This window comes from Plantibacter sp. PA-3-X8 (assembly GCF_003856975.1).
Classification (GTDB): domain Bacteria; phylum Actinomycetota; class Actinomycetes; order Actinomycetales; family Microbacteriaceae; genus Plantibacter; species Plantibacter auratus.
Map to the genome: position 1 here is coordinate 1,890,732 of NZ_CP033107.1, position 23,953 is coordinate 1,914,684.

The following is a 23,953-nucleotide window of genomic DNA, read 5'->3' on the forward strand; positions in this document are numbered from 1 at the left end:
ATCCCGCCGCGGGTCGGGCGCGGTGTCCGGTCGAACCGCCGCCCACCTGGATCGCCGCTCGGCTCCATACGGTATGAAGGAGCTATGAGCGTTCGCACCCCTGATCCCAACCCGGAACCCGATCTCCCCGGCAATTCCAATCCGGGCTGGCTGTCGGACGTCGAACTCGAGGAGATCCGCCGCCGGCTCCCGCTGCTGTACGTGGAGGCCGTGCCGGTCCGCGTCGACGGCTTCGGTGTCGTCACCGAGGTGGGCGTCCTGCTCCGGGCCACCGCGCTCGGCGAGATGACGCGCACGCTCGTCTCCGGTCGCGTCATGTACGGCGAGACGATCCGCGACGCGCTCTTCCGTCACCTGGAGAAGGACCTCGGTCCGATGGCGTTCCCGCTGCTCCCTGCGTCGCCCGTGCCGTTCCAGGTGGCCGAGTACTTCCCGTTGCCGGGCCTGTCGCCGTACTCCGACGACCGGCAGCACGCCGTCGCGCTGGCGTACGTCGTCCCGGTGACCGGCACCTGCGAACCCCGCCAGGACGCGCTCGAACTCACGTGGATGACGCCCGAGGCGGCGTCCTCCGACGCCATCGCCGCCGAGATGGAGGGCGGCCGAGGCACGCTCCTCCGCGCGGCCCTCGCCTCCGTCGGCCGGCTGCGCTAGCCCTTCGACAGGCTCAGGGACCGGGGGAGCGGCTCAGGGACCGGGATGCGTCAGCGGGTGTAGCGGACCTCGTCGATCATCTCGCCGAGGAACGGCTCGGTCTTGGCTCCACCGTCGAGGACGAACCCGTTGCGCTGGTAGAAGCGGTGCGCACGCGGATTGTCCGCGGCGACCCACAGGAATGACGGCTGACCGTCGGGGATGGCGGCGTCGAACAGCTGCTGACCGATGCCGGTCCCGTGGAACGCGTCCAACAGGTAGATGAAGTACAGCTCGCGCTCACGGGGTGCGTCCTCGTCGCGGGCTGGGCCCGAACCCGAGAAGCCGACGATCTCGCCGTCGACGAGCGCTGCGAAGTGCGTGTACTCGGGACCCTGCGCGGCCCAGTGGGTCCACAGCTCGGCCATGCGGCGTGGTGACAGCTTCGCGAGGGTGGCCGAGCTGATGAGGTGGTCGTAGGTCTCGTGCCAGCACGTGGCGTGCACACGCCCCAGCGACTCGGCGTCGACGTCTCGGATGGGGCGGACGACTGCGGTGGCGTTCATGGTGGAACCGTATCCCGAGCGCCCCCGTCTCGCGAAATCGAGTGGGTCCGCGAACGGCGAAGCGCCGCCCACCCTGCGGTGGACGGCGCTTCGTTCGAGCGGTTCGCTGCTAGTTGCCGCTGGACGCGCGACGGTTGGTCCGGGGGCGCGAGGACTCGGCGGGAGCGCCCGAGTTCGCGGCGTAGCCGGTGCTGTAGTGCGTGCGGCTGCCACCGGTGGCGGCACCGGCGCCTGCACGCGCGCCGCCCGAGCGACCGGCGCCGGAGCGCTGTCCGCCCTGACCACCGTTACCGCCGGCGGGACGACCGCCACGACGACCGCCGCCGCCCTGGCCGCCCTCGCGAGGAGCGCTGTCGCGGCTCGCGCCGGCGCGAGCACCGTCGCGGTCGCGGTGACCGTTGCCGAGGCCGTTGCCGTCGCGGGCTGCACGCTTACGCTGCGCGTTGGCACCCTGCGAGCGACCACCACCGCCACCACCCTGCTGCTGCACGGCCGCACGCGGCGCGGGCTTCACGTAGGCGGCGACGTCGCCGATGAGCTCGAGGACCGCCGGGGAGGTCGCGGTGACCGCCTGCGGGGTGACGTTGATCTCGGCCTTGCGGAGGAGCTTCTTGAGGTCCTCCATCTGGCCGGGGATCGCGAGGGTGACGACGTCACCGGCGCTGCCCGCACGAGCCGTGCGGCCCGAGCGGTGCAGGTACGCCTTGTGCTCGGTCGGCGGGTCGACGTGGATGACGAGTTCGACGTCGTCGACGTGCACACCGCGGGCGGCGACGTCGGTGGCGACGAGGACCTTGGCGGTCCCGGCGCTGAAGGCCGCGAGGTTGCGGTCGCGGGCCACCTGCGAGAGGTTGCCGTGCAGGTCGACCGCGGGGATGCCGGAGTCGGTGAGCTGCTTCGCGAGCTTCTTGGCGTGGTGCTTCGTGCGCATGAAGAGGATGCGTCGGCCACTACCCGAGGCGAGGGCCTGGATGAGGTCCTTCTTCGACTCGACCGAGGGGGTCGTGAAGACGTGGTGCGTCATCGCGGCGACGGGCGAGTTCGCCTCGTCGACGGAGTGGAGCACCTCGTTCTGCAGGAACTTGCGGACGAGCTTGTCCACGCCGTTGTCGAGCGTCGCGGAGAACAGCAGACGCTGCCCGCCGCGAGGCGTCTTGTCGAGGATGCGCGTGACGACCGGCAGGAAGCCGAGGTCGGCCATGTGGTCGGCCTCGTCGAGGACGGTGATCTCCACGGCGTCGAGGTTCACGAAGCCCTGCTTCATGAGGTCCTCGAGGCGGCCGGGGCAGGCGATGACGATGTCGACGCCGGCGCGGAGCGCCTCTTCCTGACGCTTCTGCGAGACGCCGCCGAAGATCGTGGTGGTCTTCAGCGAGTAGGCGTCAGCCAGCGGCTGCATGACCGCGGCGATCTGGGTGGCGAGCTCGCGCGTCGGTGCGAGGACGAGTCCGAGCGGGCGACCCGGGCGGCGCTTGCCACCGGCGAGGGCGCCGCCGAGACGGGCGACCATCGGGATGCTGAAGGCCAGGGTCTTGCCGGAGCCGGTCTTGCCGCGGCCGAGGACGTCGCGTCCGCCGAGGGTGTCGGGGAGCGTGTCGATCTGGATGGGGAACGCGCTCGTCTTGCCGTCCTTCGCGAGGGAGGCGACGAGCGGTGCCGGGACGCCGAGGGCGTCGAAGGTGATGGTTGCTTCGGTCATGGGTGTGTGTCTCTTTCAGGCACGGCCACGAGCTTCGATGACGGCTGCCGGCGCACTCGTGTGCGGTAGCGGGCACTGCCGGGATGACCACGCACGTGATGACTCACGTGGATGGTACGGCGTGCTTCCGTCGGCGTCGTCGCTGGTGGGAGGTGGCGAAGGCGCAGGTCGCGCATCCGTTCGCCGTATGAAGTGTCATCGACCCTGGCATGCACCGCTGGGTGCCGTGCAGGGGAGAGAGGGAGCGTTCTACGACGCAAGCGAGTACCGCACCGGATGGCGCGATCGCACGCAAGTTCCTCCAGCGTAGCGCATCCAGCGAGGAGTCTGCTGGGAGAGGCGCGTTACGGCTGTGTTTCCATCTCCTGGAATCGGTCGTCGGCGCTTGACAGTCCGCTGGAGCAGGTGAGTAATGTGTCACCCACCACAAACCCGGATCCGTGTACTGTGTCACACGGTACAGAAAGGCCTGTCGCCCATGAGCTTCGACGAAGACGCCCGAGCAGCGAGCACCGCGGTGCACGCGGGAGGCCGGTACGCCGCCGTCGCACCGATCGCGGGAGTCCGCATCCCGCTGGGCGCCCGACAGGTCGCGCTGGGAGATGGCGAGCTCGGTGCGTGGCAGCGTCGGAACCGCGACGCCACCGTCCCGCACTCGATCGAGCAGCTCCGCCTCGCCGGCAACCTCGACAACCTCGCCCGGATCGCCGATCCCGGCGACGGCACGTCACGCTTCCGCGGGCGCTACCCGTTCCTCGACACGGACGTCTTCAAGACCCTCGAAGGCCTCGCCTACCTGCTCGCCGAGGACGAGGTCGTCGGGGCGGCACCCGGCGATATCCGCGACTTCTACGAGGAGGCCGTCGGCGTCATCGAAGCCGCGCAGCGGGAGGACGGGTACCTCAACTCCTACTTCCAGGCTCCGGAGATCGAGAAGGAACCCTGGGAGGACCTCGCCTGGGGCCACGAGCTGTACAACCTCGGGCACCTCATCCAGGCGGCGATCGCCGCGAAGCGTCGTCTCGGCGACGACCGTCTGCTGATCGTCGCCCGGGCGTTCGCCGACCTCGCCGTCGAACGGTTCGGACCGGACGGCAACCCGCAGGTGTGCGGGCACCCCGAGGTCGAGATGGCCCTGGTCGAGCTGTTCCGTGAGACCGGCGTGCCGTCCTACCTCGAGCTCGCGACCGCGTTCGTCGACCGACGTGGTCACGGCACGGTCGAGCTCCGGGTCTTCCCCGCCGAGTACTTCCAGGACTCGGCCCCACTGCGCGACCTCGACTCCGTGACCGGACACGCCGTCCGCATGGCCTACCTGGCCGCCGGAGCGACCGACGTCGCCCTCGAACGCGGCGACCAGGAGCTGCTCGCATCGCTGCAGCGGCTCTGGGACGACATGGTGGAGACGAAGCTCTACCTCACGGGCGGCCTCGGGAGTCGACACTCCGACGAGGCGATCGGCGACCGCTACGAGTTGCCGTCCGAACGCTCCTACAGCGAGACGTGTGCGGCGATCGCCGTCATGCAGTGGGGCTGGCGCCTGTACCTCGCGACCGGGTCGGCGGCCGTCCTCGACACCGTCGAGACCGTCCTCTACAACGCGTACGCCGCCGGCCTCTCCGCGGACGGCATGGCCTTCTTCTACGACAACCCGCTGCAGCGTCGCCCCGACCACCTGCAGCGGTCGGGGGCGGAGGCGGACGGCGAACTCCTCAGACGGAGCTGGTTCGGCTGCCCGTGCTGCCCGCCGAACATCGTGCGCTGGACCGCGGAGCTGCAGGATCACCTCGCGACGTCGACCCCCGCCGGTGTCGAAGTCGCCCACCTCACCGCGGCGTCGATCACGACCGAGCGGCTCTCCGTCACCGTCGACACCGCGTATCCGTGGGACGGAGCGGTCACCGTGACGGTGGACACCGCCGCCGACGACGAGGTCGAGCTCGCGATCCGCATCCCCGCGTGGGTCGTGGGCGGCTCCATCCGCGTGGGCGGATCGAGCGCGCCGCTCGAGCCCGTCGACGGGTGGATCCGTGTCCGGCGGTGGTGGCGTGCCGGCGACACCGTGGAGCTCGACCTCCCGATGCCCGTTCGGGCGCACGGCGCGCACCCCTCCGTCGACGCGCTCCGCGGCTCGATCGCCTTCGCCCGCGGACCGATCGTCTCCTGCGCCGAGCAGCAGGACACGACGGCGGACCTCGACCTCCTGCGGTTTTCCGGAGCCGACGCGGATCGCGCGGTCGTCGAGCACCGTCGGATCCTGGACAGGGAGGAGATCGACGCCGTCACGCTCCTCGTCCCGGCGACCGTCGACGCCCCCGCTCCGGCCGTGCTCTACCCGATCCTGTCCGGGGCGCCCGACGCCGAGCCCGCCACGGCACCGCTCGCCGAGGTCGCGACGACGGCCTCGGTGACACAGACCACCGCGACCCTCATCCCCTACGCCCTCTGGGGCAACCGCGAACCGGGTGCCATGCGCGTCTGGTTCCGCTCGCACTGACCTCCTCCCGTCCCCCGACCCCGCTCCACCCTCTCCACCCGCGGGCGACCCGCCCGATCGACACGAAAGCAGAGCGTCATGAAGCAACGATTCTCCATCCCCGCCCTCGCGGCGGCGGCCGTCCTCCTCCTCGCGGGGTGTACCTCCGCGGGTTCGGGCTCGGGAGGTGACGGACCGTCCAGCACCCCGGTGAAGGGCGGCACCGTCGACGTCCTCCTGAACGCGGACTTCTCGCACCTCGACCCGGTCCAGGGCTTCGACGGCGGCGTGAACAACTTCTACCGCCTCATCTACCGCACGTTGACGACGCAGTCCACGGGCGAGGGCGCCAAGGGCACCGAGATGGTGCCCGACCTCGCGACCGACCTCGGCACGGTGAGCGACGACGGCCTCCAGTGGACGTTCACGCTCAAGGACGACCTCAAGTTCGAGGACGGCACGCCGATCACGAGCAAGGACGTGAAGTTCGGCGTCGAGCGCTCCTTCGACCCTGCCATCGCCGTCGGATCGCCCTACGCCCGCCTCACGATCGCCGGCACGGACTCGTACGAGGGCCCGTACATCACGGGTGACCTGCCGTCCATCCAGACGCCGGACGACCAGACCATCGTTTTCACGCTCAAGGAGCCGTTCGCCGACTTCGCGAGCGTCGTCGGGCAGAACAGCTTCACGCCCTTCCCCGCCGACACCGAGCGGGTGACGACGACGAGCCTCGACAAGATGCCGATCGCCTCCGGCCCCTACAAGGTCGACAGCTACGAGCGCGGCTCGCAGCTGAAGCTCGTCCGCAACGACTCGTGGGACCCGAAGACGGACGACGTCCGCAAGGCCTACCCGGACGGCTTCGATTTCACCTTCGGCCTCGACGCCTCGACCATCGACGAGCGCATGATCGCCGGCCAGGGTGACGACGCGAACGCGATCGCCGGGTCCGTCCAGGCAGCCTCCATCTCCCGGATCCAGACGCCGGCACTCAAGGCACGCACCATCGCCGGCCTCCAGGGCTGCACCACGTACATGGGTCTGAACACGACCAAGCCGAACATGGACAACCCGCTGGTCCGCCAGGCCATCGCCTACGCCATCGACCGCGAGTCGGTGAAGGACGCCTCGGGCGGATCGCAGCTCGCGGACATCGCGACCACCATGCTGCCGCCCACCGTCGCCGGCCACACCGAATTCGACCTCTACCCGAGCAAGGACAACGCAGGCGACCCGGAGAAGGCCAAGGAACTCCTCACCGAGGCGGGCCTCCCCGACGGCTTCTCGTTCACGCTCGACATCCGCAGCCAGCCCAAGATGCAGGCGCAGGCCGAGGCGGTGCAGCAGGCGCTCGCGAAGGCCGGCATCACGGTGAACTTCAACCTCATCGACACCTCGACCTACTACGAGGTCATCGGCACGACGTCGCAGCAGAACGACGCCGCCATCACCGGCTGGTGCCCGGACTGGGCCTCCGGCTCGACCTTCCTGCCGCCGCTCTTCGACGGCTCGCAGATCTTCCCGAAGGGCAACTCGAACATCGCACAGCTGAACGACCCCGCCGTCAACGAGCGCATCGCCGAGATCCGCGCGATGACCGACACCGACGAGGCCAACGCCGCTTGGGGCGCGCTCGACGAGCAGATCCAGAAGCTCGTGCCGACGGTGCCGCTGCTGTTCGAGAAGACGGTCATGGTCGTCGGAGCGAACGTCGCCGGTGCGTACTCGCACGCCGGGTACTCCGGTGGCATCGACTACGTGTCCGTCGGCCTGTCCTCGGCCGGCAAGTAGTCGGAAAGCCGGTAGCCGCAGATGTCGTCGTCCGTTCCCAGTGAGCTGACCACCGTCGCCGAGGAGGTGGGTGCGCCGGTCGGTGCGCCCACCCCCGCGCGGCGGGTGATCGCCTCCCTCCGCTCCAGCCCGCCGGTGCTGCTCAGCGTCGCGTTCATCGTGCTCGTCGTGCTGCTCGCGATCCTCGCCCCGCTGATCACCGCGATCAGCGGCTGGGGTCCGTACACCTTCGACAAGTCGGCGGTGGACTCCGACCTCGGCGGCGTGCCGATCGGCAACCTCGGCGGGATCTCCGCCGAGCACTGGTTCGGGGTCGAACCCGGGAACGGACGCGACATCTTCGCGCGCATCGCCTTCGGTGCGCAGGTGTCGCTGTCGATCGCCGTCTCGGCGACGATCGTCACCACCGTGCTCGGCGTCGTGCTCGGCATGCTCGCCGGCTTCTACGGCGGGTGGGTCGACCAGGTCGTCTCCCGCGTCATGGACTTCCTCATGGCGTTCCCATCGCTCATCTTCATGATCGCGCTCCTGTCGGCCCTGCCCGCCGGCAACCGACCGGTCCTGCTCGTCGTCGTGCTGAGCCTCTTCGGCTGGCCGTACACCGCTCGGGTGGTGCGCGGTCAGGCGATGTCGCTGCGGACGAGCGAGTTCGTCGAATCGGCGCGTGCTTCGGGCGCCGGGGGCATCCGCATCGTCTTCCGCGAGATCCTGCCGAACCTCCGCGGCACCATCATCGTCCTGGCCACCCTCGCCGTTCCCGGTTACATCGGCACGGAGGCGGGCCTCTCCTTCCTCGGTGTCGGCGTCACCCCGCCCACGCCGAGCTGGGGCCAGATGATCGCGACCGCGGTCGGTTGGTACGCGGTCGACCCGATGTACTTCCTGATCCCCGGCACCTTCCTGTTCCTCACGGTGCTGTCCTTCACCGTGCTCGGCGACCGCCTGCGCAAGGCCCTCGACTCGGGAGACGCCGCCTCATGACCCTCTACCTCCTGCGCCGGATCGCGTCGGCGATCGGCATCCTGCTGCTCATCAGCCTCTTCACCTACGTCATCTTCTTCCTGCTGTCGCCCGACCCGGCGGTGCAGATCTGCGGCAAGACCTGCACCCCCGACCGCATCGACCAGATCCGGGCGCAGCTCGGGCTCGACCAGCCGTTCTGGCAGCAGTACCTCGAGTTCATCCGGGGGATCGTCATGGGCCGGAGCTACGGGGAGGGCGCCTCGGCGGTCTCCTGCGCGGCGCCGTGCCTCGGCTTCAGCTTCCAGACCAACGAGTCCGTCATGGACATGATCACCGCGCGCTTCCCGGTGACCGCGACGGTCGCGATCGGTGCGGCGGTCCTCTGGCTGCTCGTCGGCGTCAGCGGTGGCCTGCTCAGCGCCGTCAAGCAGGGGACCGGCTGGGACCGTGGGGCGATGATGGTCGCCCTCGCCGGTATCAGCCTGCCGAACTACTTCCTCGCGCTCCTCCTGCAGTACGTCCTCGTGGTGCAATTGCAGATCCTGCCGTTCCCGCAGGCCGTGCCCTTCGCCGAGGACCCGGTCCGGTGGTTCCAGAACTACCTCATGCCGTGGATCGTGCTCGCCCTCGGCTACGCGTCGATGTACGCGAGGCTCGTCCGGGCGAACGTCATCGACACCCTCGGTGAGAACTTCATGCGGACCGCCCGGGCGAAGGGCCTGCCCGCGCCGCTCATCCTGCGCCGCCATGCGCTGCGCCCGGCGCTCACGCCCGTCGTCACGCTCTTCGGCATGGACTTCGCGGGCCTCCTCGGGGGCGCCCTCATCACCGAGACGGTGTTCGGGTTGAACGGCGTCGGCAAGCTCGCCGCCGACTCGATCGCGAAGAACGACCAGCCCGTCATCATGGGCGTCACCCTGCTGGCCGCGTTCTTCGTGGTCATCGGCAACGTCGTGGTCGACGTCGTGTACACGTTCCTCGACCCGAGAGTGAGAGTGAAGAGCGCATGAGCCCCACCGTCACCAGGACCATCTCCCTGCCCGTCCCCGGGGCGGCGCTGCTCGAGGTCGACGACCTCACGGTCACCTTCCCGACCACCTCCGGCGACATCGACGTGGTGCGGAAGGCGTCGTTCGCGGTCCAGCACGGCCAGACCCTCGGCATCGTGGGCGAGTCCGGCTCCGGCAAGTCCATGACCTCGCTCGCGATCATGGGACTGCTCCCGAACGGCGGGCGCACGACCGGCAGCGTCCGGCTGAGCGGACACGAGCTCGTCGGTCGCAGCGACCGCGAGATGCGGCGGGTGCGCGGCGATCGGATCGCGATGGTCTTCCAGGACCCGCTCTCCTCGCTCAACCCGTACTACACCGTCGGACTGCAGATCGAGGAGGCGTACCGCGCCCATCGCGGCGGCTCCCGGAAGGCCGCCAGGGCCGTCACGATCGAGGCCCTCGAACGGGTCCGCATCGCGGACGCCTCCCGGCGGGTCGACCACTACCCGCACCAGTTCTCTGGCGGCATGCGGCAGCGCATCATGATCGCCATGGCGCTCTGTCTGGAACCCGACCTGCTCATCGCGGACGAACCGACGACGGCGCTCGACGTCACCGTCCAGGCGCAGATCCTCGACCTCCTCTCCGAACTGCAACGGGAGACCGGTGCCGGCATGATCTTCATCACCCACGACCTCGCCGTCGTCAGTCAGGTCGCCGACGACGTGCTCGTCATGCGCGGCGGCGACCCCGTCGAGATGGGCACGGCCGAACAGATCTTCTCCCGACCACAGGCGGCGTACACCCGGGCGCTCCTCGACGCCCTCCCGCGGATCGACGACCCGTTCACCGGGCGGCCGACGGCACCCGCCACGACCGGAGAGGGACAGGCATGAACGACGCACCAGTGCTCCTGCAGGCCACCGGGCTCACGAAGGACTTCACCACGAGGGGCGACGGCGCGTTCCGCGCACGCACCACCCAGTTCCGCGCCGTCGACGACGTCGGGTTCGCCGTCCGCGCCGGCGAGACGCTCGGCATCGTCGGGGAGTCGGGCAGCGGCAAGTCGACGACCGCGCGGATGATCGCGAAGCTCATCGAACCGACCGCCGGCACGATCACCTTCGACGGCGAGGACGTCACCACTGCGCGTGGGCCGGCGCTCGCCGCGTTCCGGACGAAGGTGCAGGTCGTCTTCCAGGACCCGTTCTCCTCCCTCAACCCGAGGCACACCGTCGAGCGCATCGTGTCGGCACCGCTCGACTACCAGGGCATCACCCCGAAGCAGGGCAAGCGTGCCCTCGTGCGCGACCTGCTCGACCGCGTCGGCCTGAACCCCGACCACCTCCAGCGCTACCCGCGGCAGTTCTCCGGCGGCCAGGCCCAGCGCATCGGGATCGCCCGGGCGCTCGCCGTCTCCCCGAAGCTCGTGATCTGCGACGAGGCGGTGTCGGCGCTCGACGTGTCGGTGCAGGCACGCATCATCGACCTGCTGCGCGACCTGCAGGCCGAGCGCGGCCTGAGCTACCTGTTCATCGCGCACGACCTCGCCGTCGTGCGGCAGATCGCGCACGACGTCGCCGTCATGCACCGGGGCAAGGTGGTCGAGCAGGGTGACCGCGAGGCGATCTTCGACCACCCGCAGGACGAGTACACGAAGACCCTGCTCGCCGCCGTGCCCACGATCGACCCGAGCTGGGAGGCCGCGCGTGCCACCATGCTCGAACAGGAGCGGACGCACGGACCGGCCGCCGGAAGGACACAGGCATGACCCACCGCACCACCACCTCCCTGCTGCCGGGGATCCACGTGACCGACCACACGGTCGACGTCCCGCTCGACTGGCGACGGCCCGACGACGGCCGCACGATCAGCGTGTTCGCCCGCGAACTCGTCGACCCCCTGCGTCGCGACGAGCAGCTCCCGATCCTCGTGTTCCTCCAGGGCGGACCGGGCGGCAAAGGCCCGCGTCCGGTGTCCAGGGACGGCTGGATCGCCGAGGCCCTCCGCACCTTCCGGCTCGTGCTGCTCGACCAGCGCGGCACCGGCCGGAGCACCAGGATCGACGGCCGGTCCATCGCGGCCGTCGGTGATGCTGCCGCACAGGCCGAGTACCTGGAACGCTTCCGGGCCGACTCGATCGTCGACGACGCCGAGTACCTGCGCCGCACCGTCTTCGGTGGCCGTCGCTGGTCGACGCTCGGTCAGAGCTACGGCGGGTTCCTCACCCTCACCTACCTCTCGCGAGCCCCGGAGGGACTGGCCGCCTGCTACGTCACCGGCGGTCTGGCGGGCATCCACCCGTCGGCGGCGGAGGTCTACCGACGCACCTATCCGCGCACCGAGCGCAAGAACCGGGCCTTCGCCGAGCGGTACCCCCAGGACGTCGACACCGTCGCGCGGATCGCCGACCGACTCGCCGCCGAGGAGGTGCTCCTGCCGGACGGCGACCGACTCACCGTGCGGCGCTTCCAGAACCTCGGGATCGACTTCGGGATGAAGCCCGGTTACGAGCGTCTCCACTGGCTGCTCGACGAGGCGTTCGACAGCGGCGACCGCTTGAGCGACACCTTCCTGGCGCAGGCCTGGGGGAGGACGTCCTACGTCGACAACCCCCTCTTCATCGCCCTGCAGGAGAGCATCTACGGTGCCGCCGGCGCGGGGGCGACCGCGTGGGCGGCGCAGGCCGAGCGCGATGCACGGCCGGCGTTCGCCGAGACGGCCAGGCCGCTGCTGTTCACGGGCGAGATGGTCTATCCCTGGATGTTCGAGGAGATCCGCTCGCTCCGGCCCTTCCAGGGTGCAGTGGAGCGACTGGCGGCCAAGACCGACTGGGACCCGCTGTACGACCCCGCGGTCCTGCAGGCGAGCACGGTGCCGCTCGCCGCGGCCGTGTACTTCGACGACATGTACGTGGACGCGCAGCTGCAGTTGGAGACGGTCGACGCCGTCGGCGGGGCGACCGCCTGGGTCACGAACGAGTACGAGCACGACGGGATCCAGGACGCCGCCGTGGTGCGCCACCTGTTCTCGATGGTGGACGAGCGCGGCGGCCGTCGCGCGGATGAGGAGCAGGCATGACCGACACGCAGCAGCAGGCACCCGAGCAGACGGCGGGCCTCGCGCCGGCCACCACGGAGGCACCCGCCAGGTCCATGCCGCGCCCGGCGAACCCGGACCCGAAGCTGCCCCGCCTGGCCGAGGTGCCGGCGTTCCGCGAGTTCCTCGGCACCGGCTGGGGCACCCCCGACCGCACGCCGCCGGTCGAGCCCGGGATCGCCGCGGCCGCAGCCGAGCACCGTCGTCGGCTGAGCGAGGCCTTCGTCGGGCGGACACTCGTCGTCGCCGCCGGACGCGCGCCCGTCCGTGCCAACGACTCGAACTACGACTTCCGCCCCGACAGCGACTTCTTCTGGCTCACCGGCTGCTCCGCCGAGGACGCGGTCCTCGTGCTGCGTCCGAGCGGCGCCGTTCACGACGCGACGTTGTACATCCCGGCACCGGCGCACCCGGGCGAGACCGGGTTCTTCGCCGACGCCAACCACGGTGAGCTCTGGGTCGGCTCCGCGCCGGGGCCGGCCGACTGGTCGGCGGTCCTCGACCTCCGCGTCGAGGTGCTCGCCGCGCTGCCCGACGCGCTCCGAGGCGTCGACCGACCGCTCCTCGCGGGGACGCTGACCTCGCAGCATCGCGCGCTCGAGCCGCTGACGGTCGCGCCGGAACTCGGCCGTGTGCTCTCGGAACTGCGCATGATCAAGGACGAGTGGGAGATCGCGGAGCTGCGGCGAGCGGTCGACGCGACCGTCGGCGGGTTCTCCGCCGTGATCCGGGAGCTGCCGACGGCCGTCGCCGGCGGGGGTGAGCGCTGGCTGCAGGGGACCTTCGACCGGCACGCCCGCACCACGGGGAACGGCCCCGGCTACTCGACCATCGTCGGCAGCGGCGCGCACGCACCCACGCTCCACTGGGTGCGCTGCGACGGTCCGGTCCGCCCCGAGGACGCGATCCTGCTCGACATGGGCGTGGAGACGCGTGCGTTCTACACGGCGGACGTCACCCGCACCTTCCCCGTCTCGGGCACCTTCAGCCCGGAGCAGCGGCGCGTCCACGACCTCGTCGAGGCGTCCCACCGCGCCGGGATGGCCGCCGTCCGTCCGGGCCGCGACTTCACCGACTTCCACCACGCCGCCATGGAGGTCATCGCGCAGGGACTCCACGACTGGGACCTCCTGCCGGTGTCCGTCGACGAGGCGCTGAGCCCGGTCGGGCAACAGCACCGGCGGTACCTCGTGTGCGGCATCGGTCACCACCTCGGCCTCGATGTCCACGACTGCGCGAAGTCCTCCTACGAGGCCTACCAGGGCGGCTCGATGGCGCCCGGCATGGTGCTCACGGTCGAGCCGGGGCTGTACTTCCACGCCTTCGACGAGACGGTTCCACCGGAACTGCGCGGCATCGGCGTCCGGCTCGAGGACGACCTGCTCGTGACGGCCGACGGCACCGAGGTGCTGTCGGATGCGCTGCCCATCGACGCGTCGGGCATCGAAGCGTGGATGCGCGCCCAGTAACCTGAGCGGACCGTGGTGGGAGATGAAGGATGGGAGTCGCGATGAGCATGTCGGCGATCCGACCGGCCGAGGAACGGCTGAGCCTGCGGGCGCAGGTGGAGCGGGCGGTGTCCGCGGCGATCATCTCGGGCGAGCTCGCGCCGGGGACGATGATCTCGGTACCGACGCTGGCGGTGCAGTTCAACGTCTCGGCGACGCCCGTCCGCGAAGCGATGCTCGACCTCGAGAAGCGCGACTTCGTGGAGGCGGTCCGGAACAAGGGGTTCCGCGTCACGGTCGTCAGCGAGGCCTCGCTCCGCAACACGGCGCAGATCCGCCAGCTCCTCGAGCCGCCCGCGATGGCGGACCTGGCGGAGGTCTTCGATCACGGGTCGCTGCCCGAGCTCCGGCAGCAGGCTGACGACATCGTGGCCGGTGCCCGCGACGGCGACCTGACCCGGTACCTCGAAGCCGACCAGGCGTTCCACCTCGCGCTCACCGCGAAACTCGGCAACCCGCTGCTCGTCGAGCTCGTCGCGGACCTCCGCGGACGTACCCGGCTCGTCGGACTGGCCGCCATGCTCGATTCGCAGCAGCTCGACCGCTCGGCCGTGGAGCACCACGAACTCCTCGACGCCCTCGAGCGGGGTGACGGGGTCGCCGCTCGCGAGCTCATGCACCGACACATCGGGCACACCACCGGCTGGTGGGCCGGCAAGCCCGAGTCCGACGCCGAGTAGCCCCTGGCGTGCGTGCGCGGACCTCGACCAGGATCCGCGATCATGCACGCTTGCCTGTTCAGTGAATGTGTGACACATTACTGAAAGCCCTTCCCCGCATCGACCGAGAGGACCGCACGTGACCCGCATCGTCATCGTCGGCGCCGGCATCGTCGGTGCGGCCTGCGCGCGGATCCTCGCCCGACGCGGTGCCGAGGTCGTCGTGCTCGACCGTTCGGCGGCCGCCGGCGGCACGAGCGGCTCGGGGGAGGGGAACCTCCTCGTCTCCGACAAGGGGCCCGGCCCCGAACTCGACCTCGCGCGGTACGCTTCACGCCTCTGGCCCGTCGTCACCGCCGAACTCAGCGCCGAACTGGGACCGACCTTCCCGAGCATCGAGTTCGAGCGCAAGGGCGGCATCGTGGTCGCCACCACCGAGGCCGGCGCGCAGCCCCTGCTCGACTTCGCCGCCGCCCAGCGCGCCGCCGGTGTCGACGCCAGACCCCTCACCGAGGACGAGCTGCTCGCGGCGGAGCCGTCGATCACCCGCTCGTCCACGGCGGCCGTCCATTATCCCGAGGACGCACAGGTGCAGCCCGTCATCGCCACGGAGGCCCTGCTCGCCTCGGCCCGACAGGCGGGCGCGGTCGTGCGCACCGGCGTCACCGTGACGGGCGGCGTCCGGAGCGCGACCGGACGCCTCACGGGTGTCCGGACATCCGTCGGCGACGTCTCGGGCGACGCGGTCCTCGTCTGCGCCGGACCGTGGTCGGCCGAGCTCGGCGACCTGCTCGGGGCGCCCGTCCCGGTCCGTCCCCGTCGCGGCATGGTGCTCGTCACCACCCGCATGCCGCACCGCGTGCACCACAAGGTCTACGACGGCGACTACTTCGGGGCCACGCAGTCGAGCGACGCCTCGCTCCAGACCTCGAGCGTCGTCGAGTCCACCGCCGCGGGCACGGTCCTCATCGGCTCGAGCCGGCAGCAGATCGGGTTCGACGCGCGCCTCGACGTCGACGTGCTCCGCGAGGTCGCGGCGAAGTCGCTGCGCCTCTTCCCGTTCCTCCGCGACGCCTCGGTCATGCGCAGCTACGGCGGCTTCCGGCCGTACATGCCCGACCACCTCCCGGTCATCGGCCCCGACCACCGGGTCGACGGCCTGTGGCACGCGACCGGGCACGAGGGTGCCGGCATCGGGCTCGCCCTGGCGACGGCCGAGCTCATCGCCGCCCGGATGCTCGGCGGATCGGCCGCCCTCGACGACACCCCCTTCCAACTCGACCGTCCTGGCCTCGCTCCCCATCTGGGCACTGACCGACCGGCGGAGGTGGCCTGATGGCGTCACGACGACTGCCCGCGACGAGCGACCGGATCGGTCCCGGCCCGGAGGACGCGCTGCGGATCGACCTCGACGGGACGCCCGTCGACGGCATCCGCGGCCAGACGATCGCCGGCGTCCTGCTCGGATCCGGCGTGCTCGCCTGGCGTCGGACCAGCGGCTCGGGCAAGCCACGCGGCGTCTTCTGCGGCATCGGGGTCTGCTTCGACTGCATCGTCACGGTGAACGGCCAGCGGGACGTCCGTGCCTGCCAGCGTCGCGCCGCGGACGGCGACCGCATCGAGACACAGCACGACGCCCTCCCGGAACCCACGACGGAGAACGACCCGTTCGGGGACCGGACATGAGCGCCCGGCAGCGTGAGGTCGTCGTCGTCGGCGCAGGGCCAGCCGGCCTCCAGGCCGCGCTCGCCGCCCGGGCGCTCGGCGCCGCCGTCACGCTGCTCGACGCCTCGGACGAGCTCGGCGGTCAGTACTGGCGGCACCTGCCGGCCAGCCGGCCGTCGGAAGCAGAGGCCTCGCTGCACCACGGGTTCGAGCGCTTCGTCTCCATGCGCGCGGCGCTCGACGCCGACGACGCCTGCACGGTGATCACCGAGGCGCAGGTGTGGGCGATCGACGTCGACCGCGGCGCCGCCGCCGACCACGGGTCCGACGACACCTCCGGGGCGACCGGCCTGCGCCTGCACGTCCTCGTCGGACCGCCGGACGGCACCGACCGCACGCCCCTCACCCTCCGGCCGGACGCGCTCGTCCTCGCGACCGGCGCGCACGACCGCACGCTGCCGTTCCCCGGCTGGGACCTCCCCGGCGTCTTCTCGGCCGGTGCCGCCCAGGCCCTCGCGAAGGGCGAGCGGGTCGCCGTCGGTCAGCGGGTGGTCGTGGCCGGTGCCGGACCGTTCCTGCTGCCGGTGGCCGCGTCCCTGACCGCGACCGGATCACGCGTGCTCGGGGTCTACGAGGCCACGACCGTCGGCGGCCTCGCGAGGGGCTGGCTCCCCAAGCCCTGGCAGCTGCTCGGCGTGACCGGGAAGGCCGGTGAACTGCTCGGCTACGTCGGTGGACACCTCCGCCACCGGATCCCGTACCGCGTCGGTCACGCGGTGGTCGCCGCGCACGGCGCCGACCGGGTCGAGCGCGTGACCATCGCCGCCGTCGACGCCGACTGGTCGCCGATCCCCGGCACCGAGCGCACGGTCGAAGCGGACGCCGTGTGCGTCAGTCACGGGTTCACCCCGCGGCTCGAACTGCCCGTCGCGGTCGGCTGCGCGCTCACCGAAGCCCGGTTCGTCCAGGTCGACGCCGAGCAGCGCACGAGCGTCCCGACCGTCTTCGCGGCGGGGGAGATCACCGGGATCGGGGGTGTCGACGCCGCGCTCGCCGAGGGCGCGATCGCGGGACACGCTGCGGCCGGCGGCCTCCCCGGTGCCTCCGGGATCCGTGCCGCCGTGAGCCGACGCGACACGTTCCTCGCCTTCGCCGACCGGCTCGAACGTGCCCACGGCATCCGTGCCGGCTGGAGCGACTGGCTCGACGACGACACCACCATCTGCCGCTGCGAGGAGGTCGACTACGGCTCCCTGCGAGCGACGGCGACCGCCACCTGCGCGACCGGCCTGCGCTCGCTCAAACTCAGCACGCGTGCCGGGCTCGGGATCTGCCAGGGCCGCATGTGCGGTCGCACCGTCGAGGAGCTCCTCCACCGCGTCGCCTCCGAATCCGGCGGCAGCGGCCTCATCGACGGCGTCTCGAGCGACCGCCGGCCCATCGCCTCCCCGCTGCGCATCGGCGAACTCGCCGCGCAGGCACCGGGACACCCTCCCCACGAACCGCCGTCGACCCCGACGGCCGAACACCCAGGATGACCGACCGGTCTCCGCACCACTCCCTCGGAAAGGAACCACCCATGGCCAAACAGTTCGACCTCGGCGGCGTCATCGTCGCGACCACCCTCGCGTTCAAGGAGGACGCCTCGGCGCCCGCAGGCCTCGCCGTCGACTACGACCGCTTCGCCGAGCACTGCAACTGGCTCATCGAGAACGGTTGCCGCGGCGTCGGCCCGAACGGCTCGCTCGGTGAGTACTCGTCGCTGACGGACGCCGAGCGTCGCAAGGTCATCCAGGTCGCGGTCGACACGGTCGGCGACCGCGGCCTCGTCGTCGCCGGGGTACACGGGGTCGGCTGGCACCAGGCCCAGCAGTGGGCCGAGTACGCGAAGGAGGACGGCGCGGACGGCGTCCTGCTCCTGCCGCCCACCATCTACCGGGCGAACGACGACGAGGTCATCGAGCACTACAGCCGCGTGGACGAGGTCGGCCTGCCGATCATGGCCTACAACAATCCCATCGACACGAAGGTCGACCTCACGCCCGACCTGCTCGTCGAGCTCGCCAAGCTCGAGCACGTCGTCGCCGTGAAGGAGTTCTCGGCCGACATCCGTCGTGTGCTCGAGATCCAGGACAAGACCGACCTCGACGTCATCGCGGGGGCGGACGACCTCCTCTTCGAGTCCCTCGTCGCCGGCGCGGTCGGCTGGTTCGCCGGCTACCCGAACGCCTTCCCGCGCGAGGCCGTCGAGCTGTACACGCTCGTCACCTCCGGTCGCGTCGACGAGGCCCGCACCCTCTACCGCGAGCTCGTGCCCGTCTTCGGGTGGGACTCGAAGACGGAGTTCGTCCAGGCCATCAAGCTGTCGATCGACATCGCCGGCGAGAGCTACGGTGGTCCGACGCGTCCGCCGCGCGGTCCGCTGAACGCGCTCCAGACGGAGCAGGTCACGACGCAGACGCGTCGCGCGCTCGACTACCTCGCGGCACGCTGAGCCCGACGGCCGACGCGACACCCCGACCACGACCACCAGTCCTGAGAGGCACACCATGAAGTCCTCCCGCATGATCAGTGCGGTCGACTCGCACACCGAGGGCATGCCGACCCGCGTCGTCACCGGCGGGGTCGGCGTGATCCCCGGCGCGACCATGAACGAGAAGCGCCTGCACTTCATGGAGCACCTCGACGACCTGCGGCTCTTCCTCATGAACGAGCCTCGCGGTCACGCGGCGATGAGCGGGGCGATCCTGCAGCCGTCCACGCGCGCGGACTGCGACTGGGGCGTCGTGTACATCGAGGTGTCCGGCTGCCTGCCGATGTGCGGGCACGGCACCATCGGGGTCGCGACGGTCCTCGTGGAGACCGGCATGGTGGAGGTGGTCGAGCCGGTCACGACGATCCGGCTCGACACCCCCGCCGGACTCGTGATCGCCCGGGTCGACGTCAGCGACGGGCACGCCGACCGCGTGACCATCGAGAACGTCCCGAGCTACGTCGACCGCCTCGACGCCACGATCGAGGTGCCCGGCCTCGGCACCGTGCCCTACAGCCTCGCGTTCGGCGGCAACTTCTACGCGATGGTCGACCTCGACGACGTCGGCCTGCCCTTCGACCGCGACCGCCAGCAGGACATCCTCGACGCGGGCCTGCGGATCATGGCGGCGATCAACGAGCAGGCGCCGCCCGTGCACCCCGAGATCGCCGGGCTCGACCACTGCCACCACGTCGAGTTCATCGCGCCGGGATCCGACGCCGTGCTGTCCCGGCATGCCATGGCCATCTTCCCGGGGTGGTTCGACCGCTCGCCATGTGGCACCGGCACCTCGGCGCGCATGGCCGAGCTCTGGGCCCGCGGTGAGCTGCCGCTCGACCAGGACTTCGTCAACGAGTCCTTCATCGGCAGCCGGTTCACCGGCCGGCTGATCGCCGAGACGACGGTGGCGGGCCGGCCGGCCGTCATCCCGACCATCTCCGGTCGGGCCTGGGTCACCGGCATCGGCTCCTACCTCCTCGACCCCGCCGATCCGTTCCCGACCGGCTTCCAGTTCTGAACCGCACCACGATCCCGGAGGATCACATGACGACCACGCCAGCCCCCGACGCCACCATCGCTGAGACCACCCCCGAGCAGCTCGAGGAGGTCCTCCGGGGAGCCGCCGCGGCTGCACCTGCGTGGGCCGCGACGCCGGCGGACGCCCGTGCGCGAGCGCTCGTCGCCGTCGCCGACGCCCTGCAGGCCCACGCGGACGAGCTCGTCCCGGTCGGCATGGTCGAGACGGGGCTTGCCGAGGCACGGCTCCGAGGCGAGCTCCGTCGCACCGCCGTGCAACTGCGGCTCTTCGCGGAGACGATCGTCGACGGGTCCTACCTCGACGTCCGGATCGACGAGGCCGACCCGGACTTCGCACTCGGCGCACGCCCGGAACTCCGCCGCGTCCTCGTGCCGCTCGGCCCGGTCGTGAACTTCGCGGCGAGCAACTTCCCGTTCGCCTTCTCCGTCGCCGGTGGCGACACCGCGTCGATCCTCGCGGCCGGATGCCCGGTGATCCTCAAAGTGCACGACGGGCACCCGCGGCTCTCGCTCGCGACGGCGGCCGTCGTCGAGGCCGCGCTCCGGGCGTCCGGGGCTCCTGACGGCGTGTTCCAGACGATCATCGGCCAGGAAGCCGGCGTCGTCGCGCTGCAGGACGAGCGCGTCCGGGCCGGTTCCTTCACGGGCTCCCTCCGGGCCGGCCGGATCCTCGCGGACCTCGCGGCGGCGCGCCCCGTCCCGATCCCGTTCTTCGGCGAGCTCGGCAGCGTCAACCCCGTGTTCGTGACGCAGACCGCCCTCGACGAGTCCGCGACGGCCATCGCGACGGGATTCGTCACGAGTGTCGCGGGCTCGGCGGGTCAGCTGTGCACGAAGCCCGGCTTCGTCTACCTGCCGGACGGCGCGGGGCTCGACGAGTCGATCCGCGAGGCTGCTGCCGCGGTTCCCGAGCACCGACTCCTGAACGACCGCATCACGGCCGGGTACGAGGCGAGGCGAGACGCCATCCTCGGCACCGACGGCGTGCGGGTCATCGCCGAGGGTTCGCTCCGGGTCGACGAGGACGGCGACGGCTGGGCGACCCCCACGATCGTCGCGGTCTCACTCGACGCGCTGCGGGCCGGTCGGGACGCCCTGCTCGACGAGGCCTTCGGTCCGTTGTCGATCCTCGTCGAGGTCCCGGCCGGTACGGCGTTCGCGCCGCTCGTGCCGGAGTTCTGCGAGGGCAACCTGACGGCCACCCTGCACGCCGGTGCCGACGAGACGAGCGACGACCTCGTGGAACTCGTCCAGCAGCTCTCGGCGCACGCCGGCCGGGTGCTGTTCGGCGGTTGGCCCACCGGCGTCGCGGTCACGCCCGCCATGCAGCACGGCGGACCGTGGCCGGCGACGACGAACGACTCGAGCACCTCGGTGGGGACGGCTGCGATCACCCGTTTCCTGCGGCCGGTCGCGTTCCAGAACATGCCGGACCGGTTCCTGCCGGAGGTGCTGCGGTCGTCGGCCACCGGTGTCCCACGCACGGTCGCGCCCGCGGGCGAGTCGACGCACTGGGGCGAGGCGGCTCAGCGCTGACGGCCGGCCGGCCGGGCCTCCGGACGGCGAGGCGTCAGATGGCGCCTTCGACCGTTGCGCCGACCTCGTCGTCCTCCTCGTCGCCGGGGAGCGGCGGGTCGTAGGCCCAGCTCGGCGCGAGCGCCTTGATGCGGGCACCGCGCCACTGCCACGTCGCCCACAGCGGGTACCAGTAGAGCGGGGCGATCGCGCCGGTGATGACGAGTCGGTCGCGGTACAGGGTCTTCGTCGGGTCGTGCTTGTCGCGGGCGACCGCCATCTGGTGGTCCCACCCGGCGAGCTTGCTGAGCGGCCCGCTGACCGGGTCGCCCTGGTCGTGGAGGATGCGGGTGCCGTCGCGACGTTCGATGAACTCGAGGTCGATGATCTGGTCGCCGACCGGGATCGCGCCGGCGGCCTTCACACGGACGCGGTGCGCCCCTGGCTCCCAGATGGTCGGGAACCCGTCGGCGTCGAGCGCCTCGAGTCCCATGACGGGGCTGTAGAGCTCCCGCAGGACGGCCGGGGAGCGGAGTGCCCGCCAGGCGACGTCGACATCACAGTCCAGGACGAGTTTCAGCATCACGCGCATGCCTCAGTGTCGCATGTGCGGCTCGGCGGCTGCAGGGGGTGCGCCGGTAGGGAAGACTGTGCCTATGGCGATCCGGTACTGGCTGGGCGTGATCCAGCGGGATCACGTCGTCCTCGGTGTCCGTCACGGCTTCGTGCAGATCAACCACGGGCAGCGCGGCGGTCTCGACCAGATGCGCGAGTCCGACGGCTTCGTGTACTACTCGCCGCGGGTCAGCACCCCGGACGGCGAGCCGCTCAAGGCGTTCACCGCGATCGGGCGGGTCTCCGACGACACCGTCTACCAAGCGGCCGTGCCGCGACCGGACGGTGCCGATTGGCGGCCCTGGCGGCGGAGTGTCGACTGGTACGCGGACGCGGTCGAGGCGCCCATCCGTCCGATGCTCGCGCTCCTCGACTTCACGAGCTTCACCCGGAACTGGGGTGTCCAGCTCCGCCGGGGGTTCCTCGAGCTCAGTCGTCACGACTTCGAGCTCATCCGCAACGAGATGCGCCCGCCCCACCCCGACGACCGTCGTTTCCCCACCGCCTCCCGCTGAACCCTTGCCCGTGCGCCAGCGCGGTGCGCTGGCGTCACCGCGGGTCTGGCGCGTGAGCGCGCCCCTCCGGAGGCCCGCGCTCACGTCCGATGACCCGCGCTCGCGTCAGCGCACCGCGCTGGCGACCACCCCCACGGAGGTCTTCGGACGCAACACTCGTGGGGTGGGTGGGTGCGCCTGGATACGATGAACGGGTGAGTATCGCAGCCGCCACACCGCCGCCCGTCCACCCGCCGTTCGCCCAGACCAAGTACCAGGTCAGGTTCGACTGGGGCGTCGCAGGAGCCGGGCGGGTCGAGGCGGCGGACGTCGCGGTCGTCGTGGACGTGCTCCACGCGACGACCTCCGTGGAGCAGCGCGTGAGCGGCGGGGAGGCCGTCGCCGTCGCCGAGCTGGACGACCGCGGTGAGACGGCGCAGATCGCCACGCTCCTCGCCGACGCGGGTGCGACGGTCGTCGCCGGGTGCCTGCGCAACCGGTCGGCGGTCGCGGACTGGATCATCGCGAAGCAGGCCGAGCTCGGACGGCGTACGAGCATCGTCGTCATCGCGGTCGGCGAACTCGACGACACGGCCGAGACCCGGTTCGCCGTCGAGGACCTCTTCGGGGCCGGTGCCGTGATCGAGGCGCTGGGACTCCGCGGTATCGACTTCACCTCACCGGAGGCCGCCGCCGCTGCCGCCGCGTACGAGGGCCTGCGCAACGGCGTCGGGCACCTGCTGTCCGCGTCCGCCACCGCCCAGCAGCTCGCGCAGGCGGGTGCCACACAGCACGTCCAGGCGGCACGCGAGGTCGACGTGTCAAGCGTCGTCCCGGTCCTGGACGGAGCCGTGTTCCGGGCGTAGTCTCAGCGCATGCGCGCACTCCTCGGAACCACCGTCCTCGCCGAAGCCCCCGAATCGGAGCTCATCAAGATCGAGGGCAACTGGTACTTCCCGCCGTCGAGCCTCAACCGCGAGCGCTTCGTCGAGACCGACACCCAGTACCACTGCCCGTGGAAGGGCGACGCCCAGTACTGGGGCATCACCGACGGCGGCGAGGTCAAGCCCGATGTGGCCTGGTCGTACCCGACCCCGTATCCGACCGCGTTCGACCGGGTCGGCAAGGACTTCTCCGGCTACGTCGCCTTCGGGAACGAGGTCGAGGTCGTCGACTGATGGCCGACTGGGGCGACCGCCCGCAGCCGCCTGAGCGCGGGGGCGAGCGCGAGACGATCGAGGGCTTCCTCGATCTGCAGCGCGCCAGCATCGTCTGGAAGGCACGCGGACTCACCGACGAGCTCGCGGCCAAGCGACTGTTGCCGAGCATCACGACCGTCTCGGGCGTCATCCGACACCTCGCCGATGTCGAGCGCAGCTGGTTCCGCGAGGACATGGACGGGCAATCGGACGTCCCGGCGCGGTGGACCGACGACGACCCCGACGGCGAATGGCGCGTCACGGCCGACGACAGCCTGGCCGAGATCATCGCGGACTACGAGGCGGCCTGTGCGGAGTCCCGCGACGTGGCCTCGCGGTATCAGCTCGACGATGTCTGCCTCGGCAACGACCAGCGGTTCACGCTGCGGTGGATCGAGCTCCACATGATCGAGGAGACGGCCCGGCACCTCGGGCACATCGACGTCCTCCGCGAACAGCTCGACGGCCGCACCGGCGAGTAGCGCCGAGGCCGTCGAGCGTGCGG

23 protein-coding genes are annotated in these 23,953 nt (G+C 71.1%); 20 read left to right on the forward strand and 3 right to left on the reverse strand.

Going from position 1 to position 23,953, the window contains the following annotated elements:
- The first annotated feature begins 84 nt into the window (after window positions 1-84).
- Window positions 85-654, forward strand: coding sequence for an NUDIX hydrolase family protein (locus tag EAO79_RS08985; RefSeq protein ID WP_064294286.1), 570 nt, complete (start codon window positions 85-87; stop codon window positions 652-654).
- Window positions 655-704: 50 nt separating this feature from the next.
- Here the strand turns inward: EAO79_RS08985 and EAO79_RS08990 are convergent, their stop codons facing one another.
- Both EAO79_RS08990 and EAO79_RS08995 read right to left on the reverse strand, forming a co-directional pair.
- Window positions 705-1,199, reverse strand: coding sequence for a GNAT family N-acetyltransferase (locus EAO79_RS08990; protein WP_079705213.1), 495 nt, complete (start codon window positions 1,197-1,199; stop codon window positions 705-707).
- Window positions 1,200-1,308: 109 nt separating this feature from the next.
- The gene (locus EAO79_RS08995; RefSeq protein ID WP_079705214.1) at window positions 1,309-2,898 is read right to left on the reverse strand and encodes a DEAD/DEAH box helicase; all 1,590 of its coding nucleotides are present in this window, start codon (window positions 2,896-2,898) and stop codon (window positions 1,309-1,311) included.
- A gap of 478 nt (window positions 2,899-3,376) precedes the next feature.
- On the opposite strand from EAO79_RS08995, the gene EAO79_RS09000 reads away from it, so the two are divergent.
- The 15 genes from EAO79_RS09000 (at window position 3,377) to EAO79_RS09070 (ending at window position 21,161) form a co-directional block, all read left to right on the forward strand.
- Complete coding sequence (locus EAO79_RS09000; RefSeq protein ID WP_124768778.1) at window positions 3,377-5,395, forward strand: glycoside hydrolase family 127 protein; 2,019 nt, start codon at window positions 3,377-3,379, stop codon at window positions 5,393-5,395.
- Window positions 5,396-5,473: 78 nt separating this feature from the next.
- A complete protein-coding gene (locus EAO79_RS09005; RefSeq protein ID WP_124768779.1) occupies window positions 5,474-7,168 on the forward strand; it encodes an ABC transporter substrate-binding protein in 1,695 nt (564 codons plus the stop codon).
- Window positions 7,169-7,213: 45 nt separating this feature from the next.
- On the forward strand, window positions 7,214-8,149 hold the full coding sequence (locus EAO79_RS09010; protein ID WP_371413691.1) for an ABC transporter permease: 936 nt from the start codon (window positions 7,214-7,216) through the stop codon (window positions 8,147-8,149).
- On the forward strand, window positions 8,146-9,141 hold the full coding sequence (locus EAO79_RS09015) for an ABC transporter permease (RefSeq protein ID WP_079705218.1): 996 nt from the start codon (window positions 8,146-8,148) through the stop codon (window positions 9,139-9,141). The genes EAO79_RS09010 and EAO79_RS09015 overlap by 4 nt, the downstream gene beginning before the upstream one ends.
- The gene (locus tag EAO79_RS09020; protein ID WP_124768780.1) at window positions 9,138-10,019 is read left to right on the forward strand and encodes an ABC transporter ATP-binding protein; all 882 of its coding nucleotides are present in this window, start codon (window positions 9,138-9,140) and stop codon (window positions 10,017-10,019) included. The genes EAO79_RS09015 and EAO79_RS09020 overlap by 4 nt, the downstream gene beginning before the upstream one ends.
- Entirely contained in the window at window positions 10,016-10,894 is an 879-nt protein-coding gene (locus tag EAO79_RS09025; protein ID WP_124768781.1) for an ABC transporter ATP-binding protein, read from the forward strand. Before EAO79_RS09020 ends, EAO79_RS09025 begins: the two co-directional genes overlap by 4 nt.
- Complete coding sequence (locus EAO79_RS09030) at window positions 10,891-12,204, forward strand: alpha/beta fold hydrolase (protein WP_124768782.1); 1,314 nt, start codon at window positions 10,891-10,893, stop codon at window positions 12,202-12,204. Before EAO79_RS09025 ends, EAO79_RS09030 begins: the two co-directional genes overlap by 4 nt.
- The gene (locus EAO79_RS09035) at window positions 12,201-13,691 is read left to right on the forward strand and encodes an aminopeptidase P family protein (RefSeq protein WP_371413685.1); all 1,491 of its coding nucleotides are present in this window, start codon (window positions 12,201-12,203) and stop codon (window positions 13,689-13,691) included. The genes EAO79_RS09030 and EAO79_RS09035 overlap by 4 nt, the downstream gene beginning before the upstream one ends.
- Window positions 13,692-13,732: 41 nt before the next feature.
- Window positions 13,733-14,410 (forward strand): GntR family transcriptional regulator, encoded by a 678-nt coding sequence (locus tag EAO79_RS09040; RefSeq protein ID WP_064294279.1) that lies wholly within the window; start codon window positions 13,733-13,735, stop codon window positions 14,408-14,410.
- A 118-nt stretch (window positions 14,411-14,528) separates the two neighbouring features.
- Entirely contained in the window at window positions 14,529-15,725 is a 1,197-nt protein-coding gene (locus EAO79_RS09045) for an FAD-binding oxidoreductase (protein ID WP_124768783.1), read from the forward strand.
- Entirely contained in the window at window positions 15,725-16,075 is a 351-nt protein-coding gene (locus EAO79_RS09050; RefSeq protein ID WP_124768784.1) for a (2Fe-2S)-binding protein, read from the forward strand. The genes EAO79_RS09045 and EAO79_RS09050 overlap by 1 nt, the downstream gene beginning before the upstream one ends.
- On the forward strand, window positions 16,072-17,592 hold the full coding sequence (locus EAO79_RS09055; protein ID WP_124768785.1) for an FAD-dependent oxidoreductase: 1,521 nt from the start codon (window positions 16,072-16,074) through the stop codon (window positions 17,590-17,592). Before EAO79_RS09050 ends, EAO79_RS09055 begins: the two co-directional genes overlap by 4 nt.
- 41 nt (window positions 17,593-17,633) lie before the next feature.
- Window positions 17,634-18,548, forward strand: coding sequence for a dihydrodipicolinate synthase family protein (locus EAO79_RS09060; protein WP_064294275.1), 915 nt, complete (start codon window positions 17,634-17,636; stop codon window positions 18,546-18,548).
- Between the two features lie 55 nt (window positions 18,549-18,603).
- Window positions 18,604-19,605, forward strand: a complete 1,002-nt coding sequence (locus tag EAO79_RS09065; protein WP_079705225.1) for a proline racemase family protein — start codon at window positions 18,604-18,606, stop codon at window positions 19,603-19,605.
- Between the two features lie 26 nt (window positions 19,606-19,631).
- Complete coding sequence (locus tag EAO79_RS09070; RefSeq protein WP_124768786.1) at window positions 19,632-21,161, forward strand: aldehyde dehydrogenase (NADP(+)); 1,530 nt, start codon at window positions 19,632-19,634, stop codon at window positions 21,159-21,161.
- Window positions 21,162-21,195: 34 nt separating this feature from the next.
- Here EAO79_RS09070 and EAO79_RS09075 read toward each other — a convergent pair whose 3' ends face one another.
- Window positions 21,196-21,723 carry a hypothetical protein gene (locus EAO79_RS09075; RefSeq protein WP_229940281.1) on the reverse strand — a complete coding sequence of 176 codons (528 nt, stop codon included), beginning with the start codon at window positions 21,721-21,723 and terminating at the stop codon, window positions 21,196-21,198.
- A 73-nt stretch (window positions 21,724-21,796) separates the two neighbouring features.
- On the opposite strand from EAO79_RS09075, the gene EAO79_RS09080 reads away from it, so the two are divergent.
- The 4 genes from EAO79_RS09080 (at window position 21,797) to EAO79_RS09095 (ending at window position 23,930) form a co-directional block, all read left to right on the forward strand.
- Window positions 21,797-22,270, forward strand: a complete 474-nt coding sequence (locus tag EAO79_RS09080) for an EVE domain-containing protein (RefSeq protein ID WP_124768787.1) — start codon at window positions 21,797-21,799, stop codon at window positions 22,268-22,270.
- 194 nt (window positions 22,271-22,464) lie between these two features.
- Entirely contained in the window at window positions 22,465-23,115 is a 651-nt protein-coding gene (locus tag EAO79_RS09085; RefSeq protein ID WP_241161028.1) for a 2-phosphosulfolactate phosphatase, read from the forward strand.
- Window positions 23,116-23,124: 9 nt separating this feature from the next.
- Window positions 23,125-23,427: a DUF427 domain-containing protein gene (locus tag EAO79_RS09090; RefSeq protein ID WP_124768789.1), complete on the forward strand. Its 303-nt coding sequence runs from the start codon at window positions 23,125-23,127 to the stop codon at window positions 23,425-23,427.
- A complete protein-coding gene (locus EAO79_RS09095; protein WP_124768790.1) occupies window positions 23,427-23,930 on the forward strand; it encodes a DinB family protein in 504 nt (167 codons plus the stop codon). The genes EAO79_RS09090 and EAO79_RS09095 overlap by 1 nt, the downstream gene beginning before the upstream one ends.
- The last annotated feature ends 23 nt before the right edge of the window (window positions 23,931-23,953 follow it).

Coding starts and splice junctions, on each gene's coding strand:
- EAO79_RS08985 (WP_064294286.1), top strand. CDS start 85: ATGAGCGTTCGCACCCCTGATCCCAACCCGGAACCCGATCTCCCCGGC.
- EAO79_RS08990 (WP_079705213.1), bottom strand. CDS start 1,199: ATGAACGCCACCGCAGTCGTCCGCCCCATCCGAGACGTCGACGCCGAG.
- EAO79_RS08995 (WP_079705214.1), bottom strand. CDS start 2,898: ATGACCGAAGCAACCATCACCTTCGACGCCCTCGGCGTCCCGGCACCG.
- EAO79_RS09000 (WP_124768778.1), top strand. CDS start 3,377: ATGAGCTTCGACGAAGACGCCCGAGCAGCGAGCACCGCGGTGCACGCG.
- EAO79_RS09005 (WP_124768779.1), top strand. CDS start 5,474: ATGAAGCAACGATTCTCCATCCCCGCCCTCGCGGCGGCGGCCGTCCTC.
- EAO79_RS09015 (WP_079705218.1), top strand. CDS start 8,146: ATGACCCTCTACCTCCTGCGCCGGATCGCGTCGGCGATCGGCATCCTG.
- EAO79_RS09020 (WP_124768780.1), top strand. CDS start 9,138: ATGAGCCCCACCGTCACCAGGACCATCTCCCTGCCCGTCCCCGGGGCG.
- EAO79_RS09025 (WP_124768781.1), top strand. CDS start 10,016: ATGAACGACGCACCAGTGCTCCTGCAGGCCACCGGGCTCACGAAGGAC.
- EAO79_RS09030 (WP_124768782.1), top strand. CDS start 10,891: ATGACCCACCGCACCACCACCTCCCTGCTGCCGGGGATCCACGTGACC.
- EAO79_RS09035 (WP_371413685.1), top strand. CDS start 12,201: ATGACCGACACGCAGCAGCAGGCACCCGAGCAGACGGCGGGCCTCGCG.
- EAO79_RS09040 (WP_064294279.1), top strand. CDS start 13,733: ATGAGCATGTCGGCGATCCGACCGGCCGAGGAACGGCTGAGCCTGCGG.
- EAO79_RS09050 (WP_124768784.1), top strand. CDS start 15,725: ATGGCGTCACGACGACTGCCCGCGACGAGCGACCGGATCGGTCCCGGC.
- EAO79_RS09055 (WP_124768785.1), top strand. CDS start 16,072: ATGAGCGCCCGGCAGCGTGAGGTCGTCGTCGTCGGCGCAGGGCCAGCC.
- EAO79_RS09060 (WP_064294275.1), top strand. CDS start 17,634: ATGGCCAAACAGTTCGACCTCGGCGGCGTCATCGTCGCGACCACCCTC.
- EAO79_RS09065 (WP_079705225.1), top strand. CDS start 18,604: ATGAAGTCCTCCCGCATGATCAGTGCGGTCGACTCGCACACCGAGGGC.
- EAO79_RS09070 (WP_124768786.1), top strand. CDS start 19,632: ATGACGACCACGCCAGCCCCCGACGCCACCATCGCTGAGACCACCCCC.
- EAO79_RS09075 (WP_229940281.1), bottom strand. CDS start 21,723: ATGCTGAAACTCGTCCTGGACTGTGATGTCGACGTCGCCTGGCGGGCA.
- EAO79_RS09080 (WP_124768787.1), top strand. CDS start 21,797: ATGGCGATCCGGTACTGGCTGGGCGTGATCCAGCGGGATCACGTCGTC.
- EAO79_RS09090 (WP_124768789.1), top strand. CDS start 23,125: ATGCGCGCACTCCTCGGAACCACCGTCCTCGCCGAAGCCCCCGAATCG.
- EAO79_RS09095 (WP_124768790.1), top strand. CDS start 23,427: ATGGCCGACTGGGGCGACCGCCCGCAGCCGCCTGAGCGCGGGGGCGAG.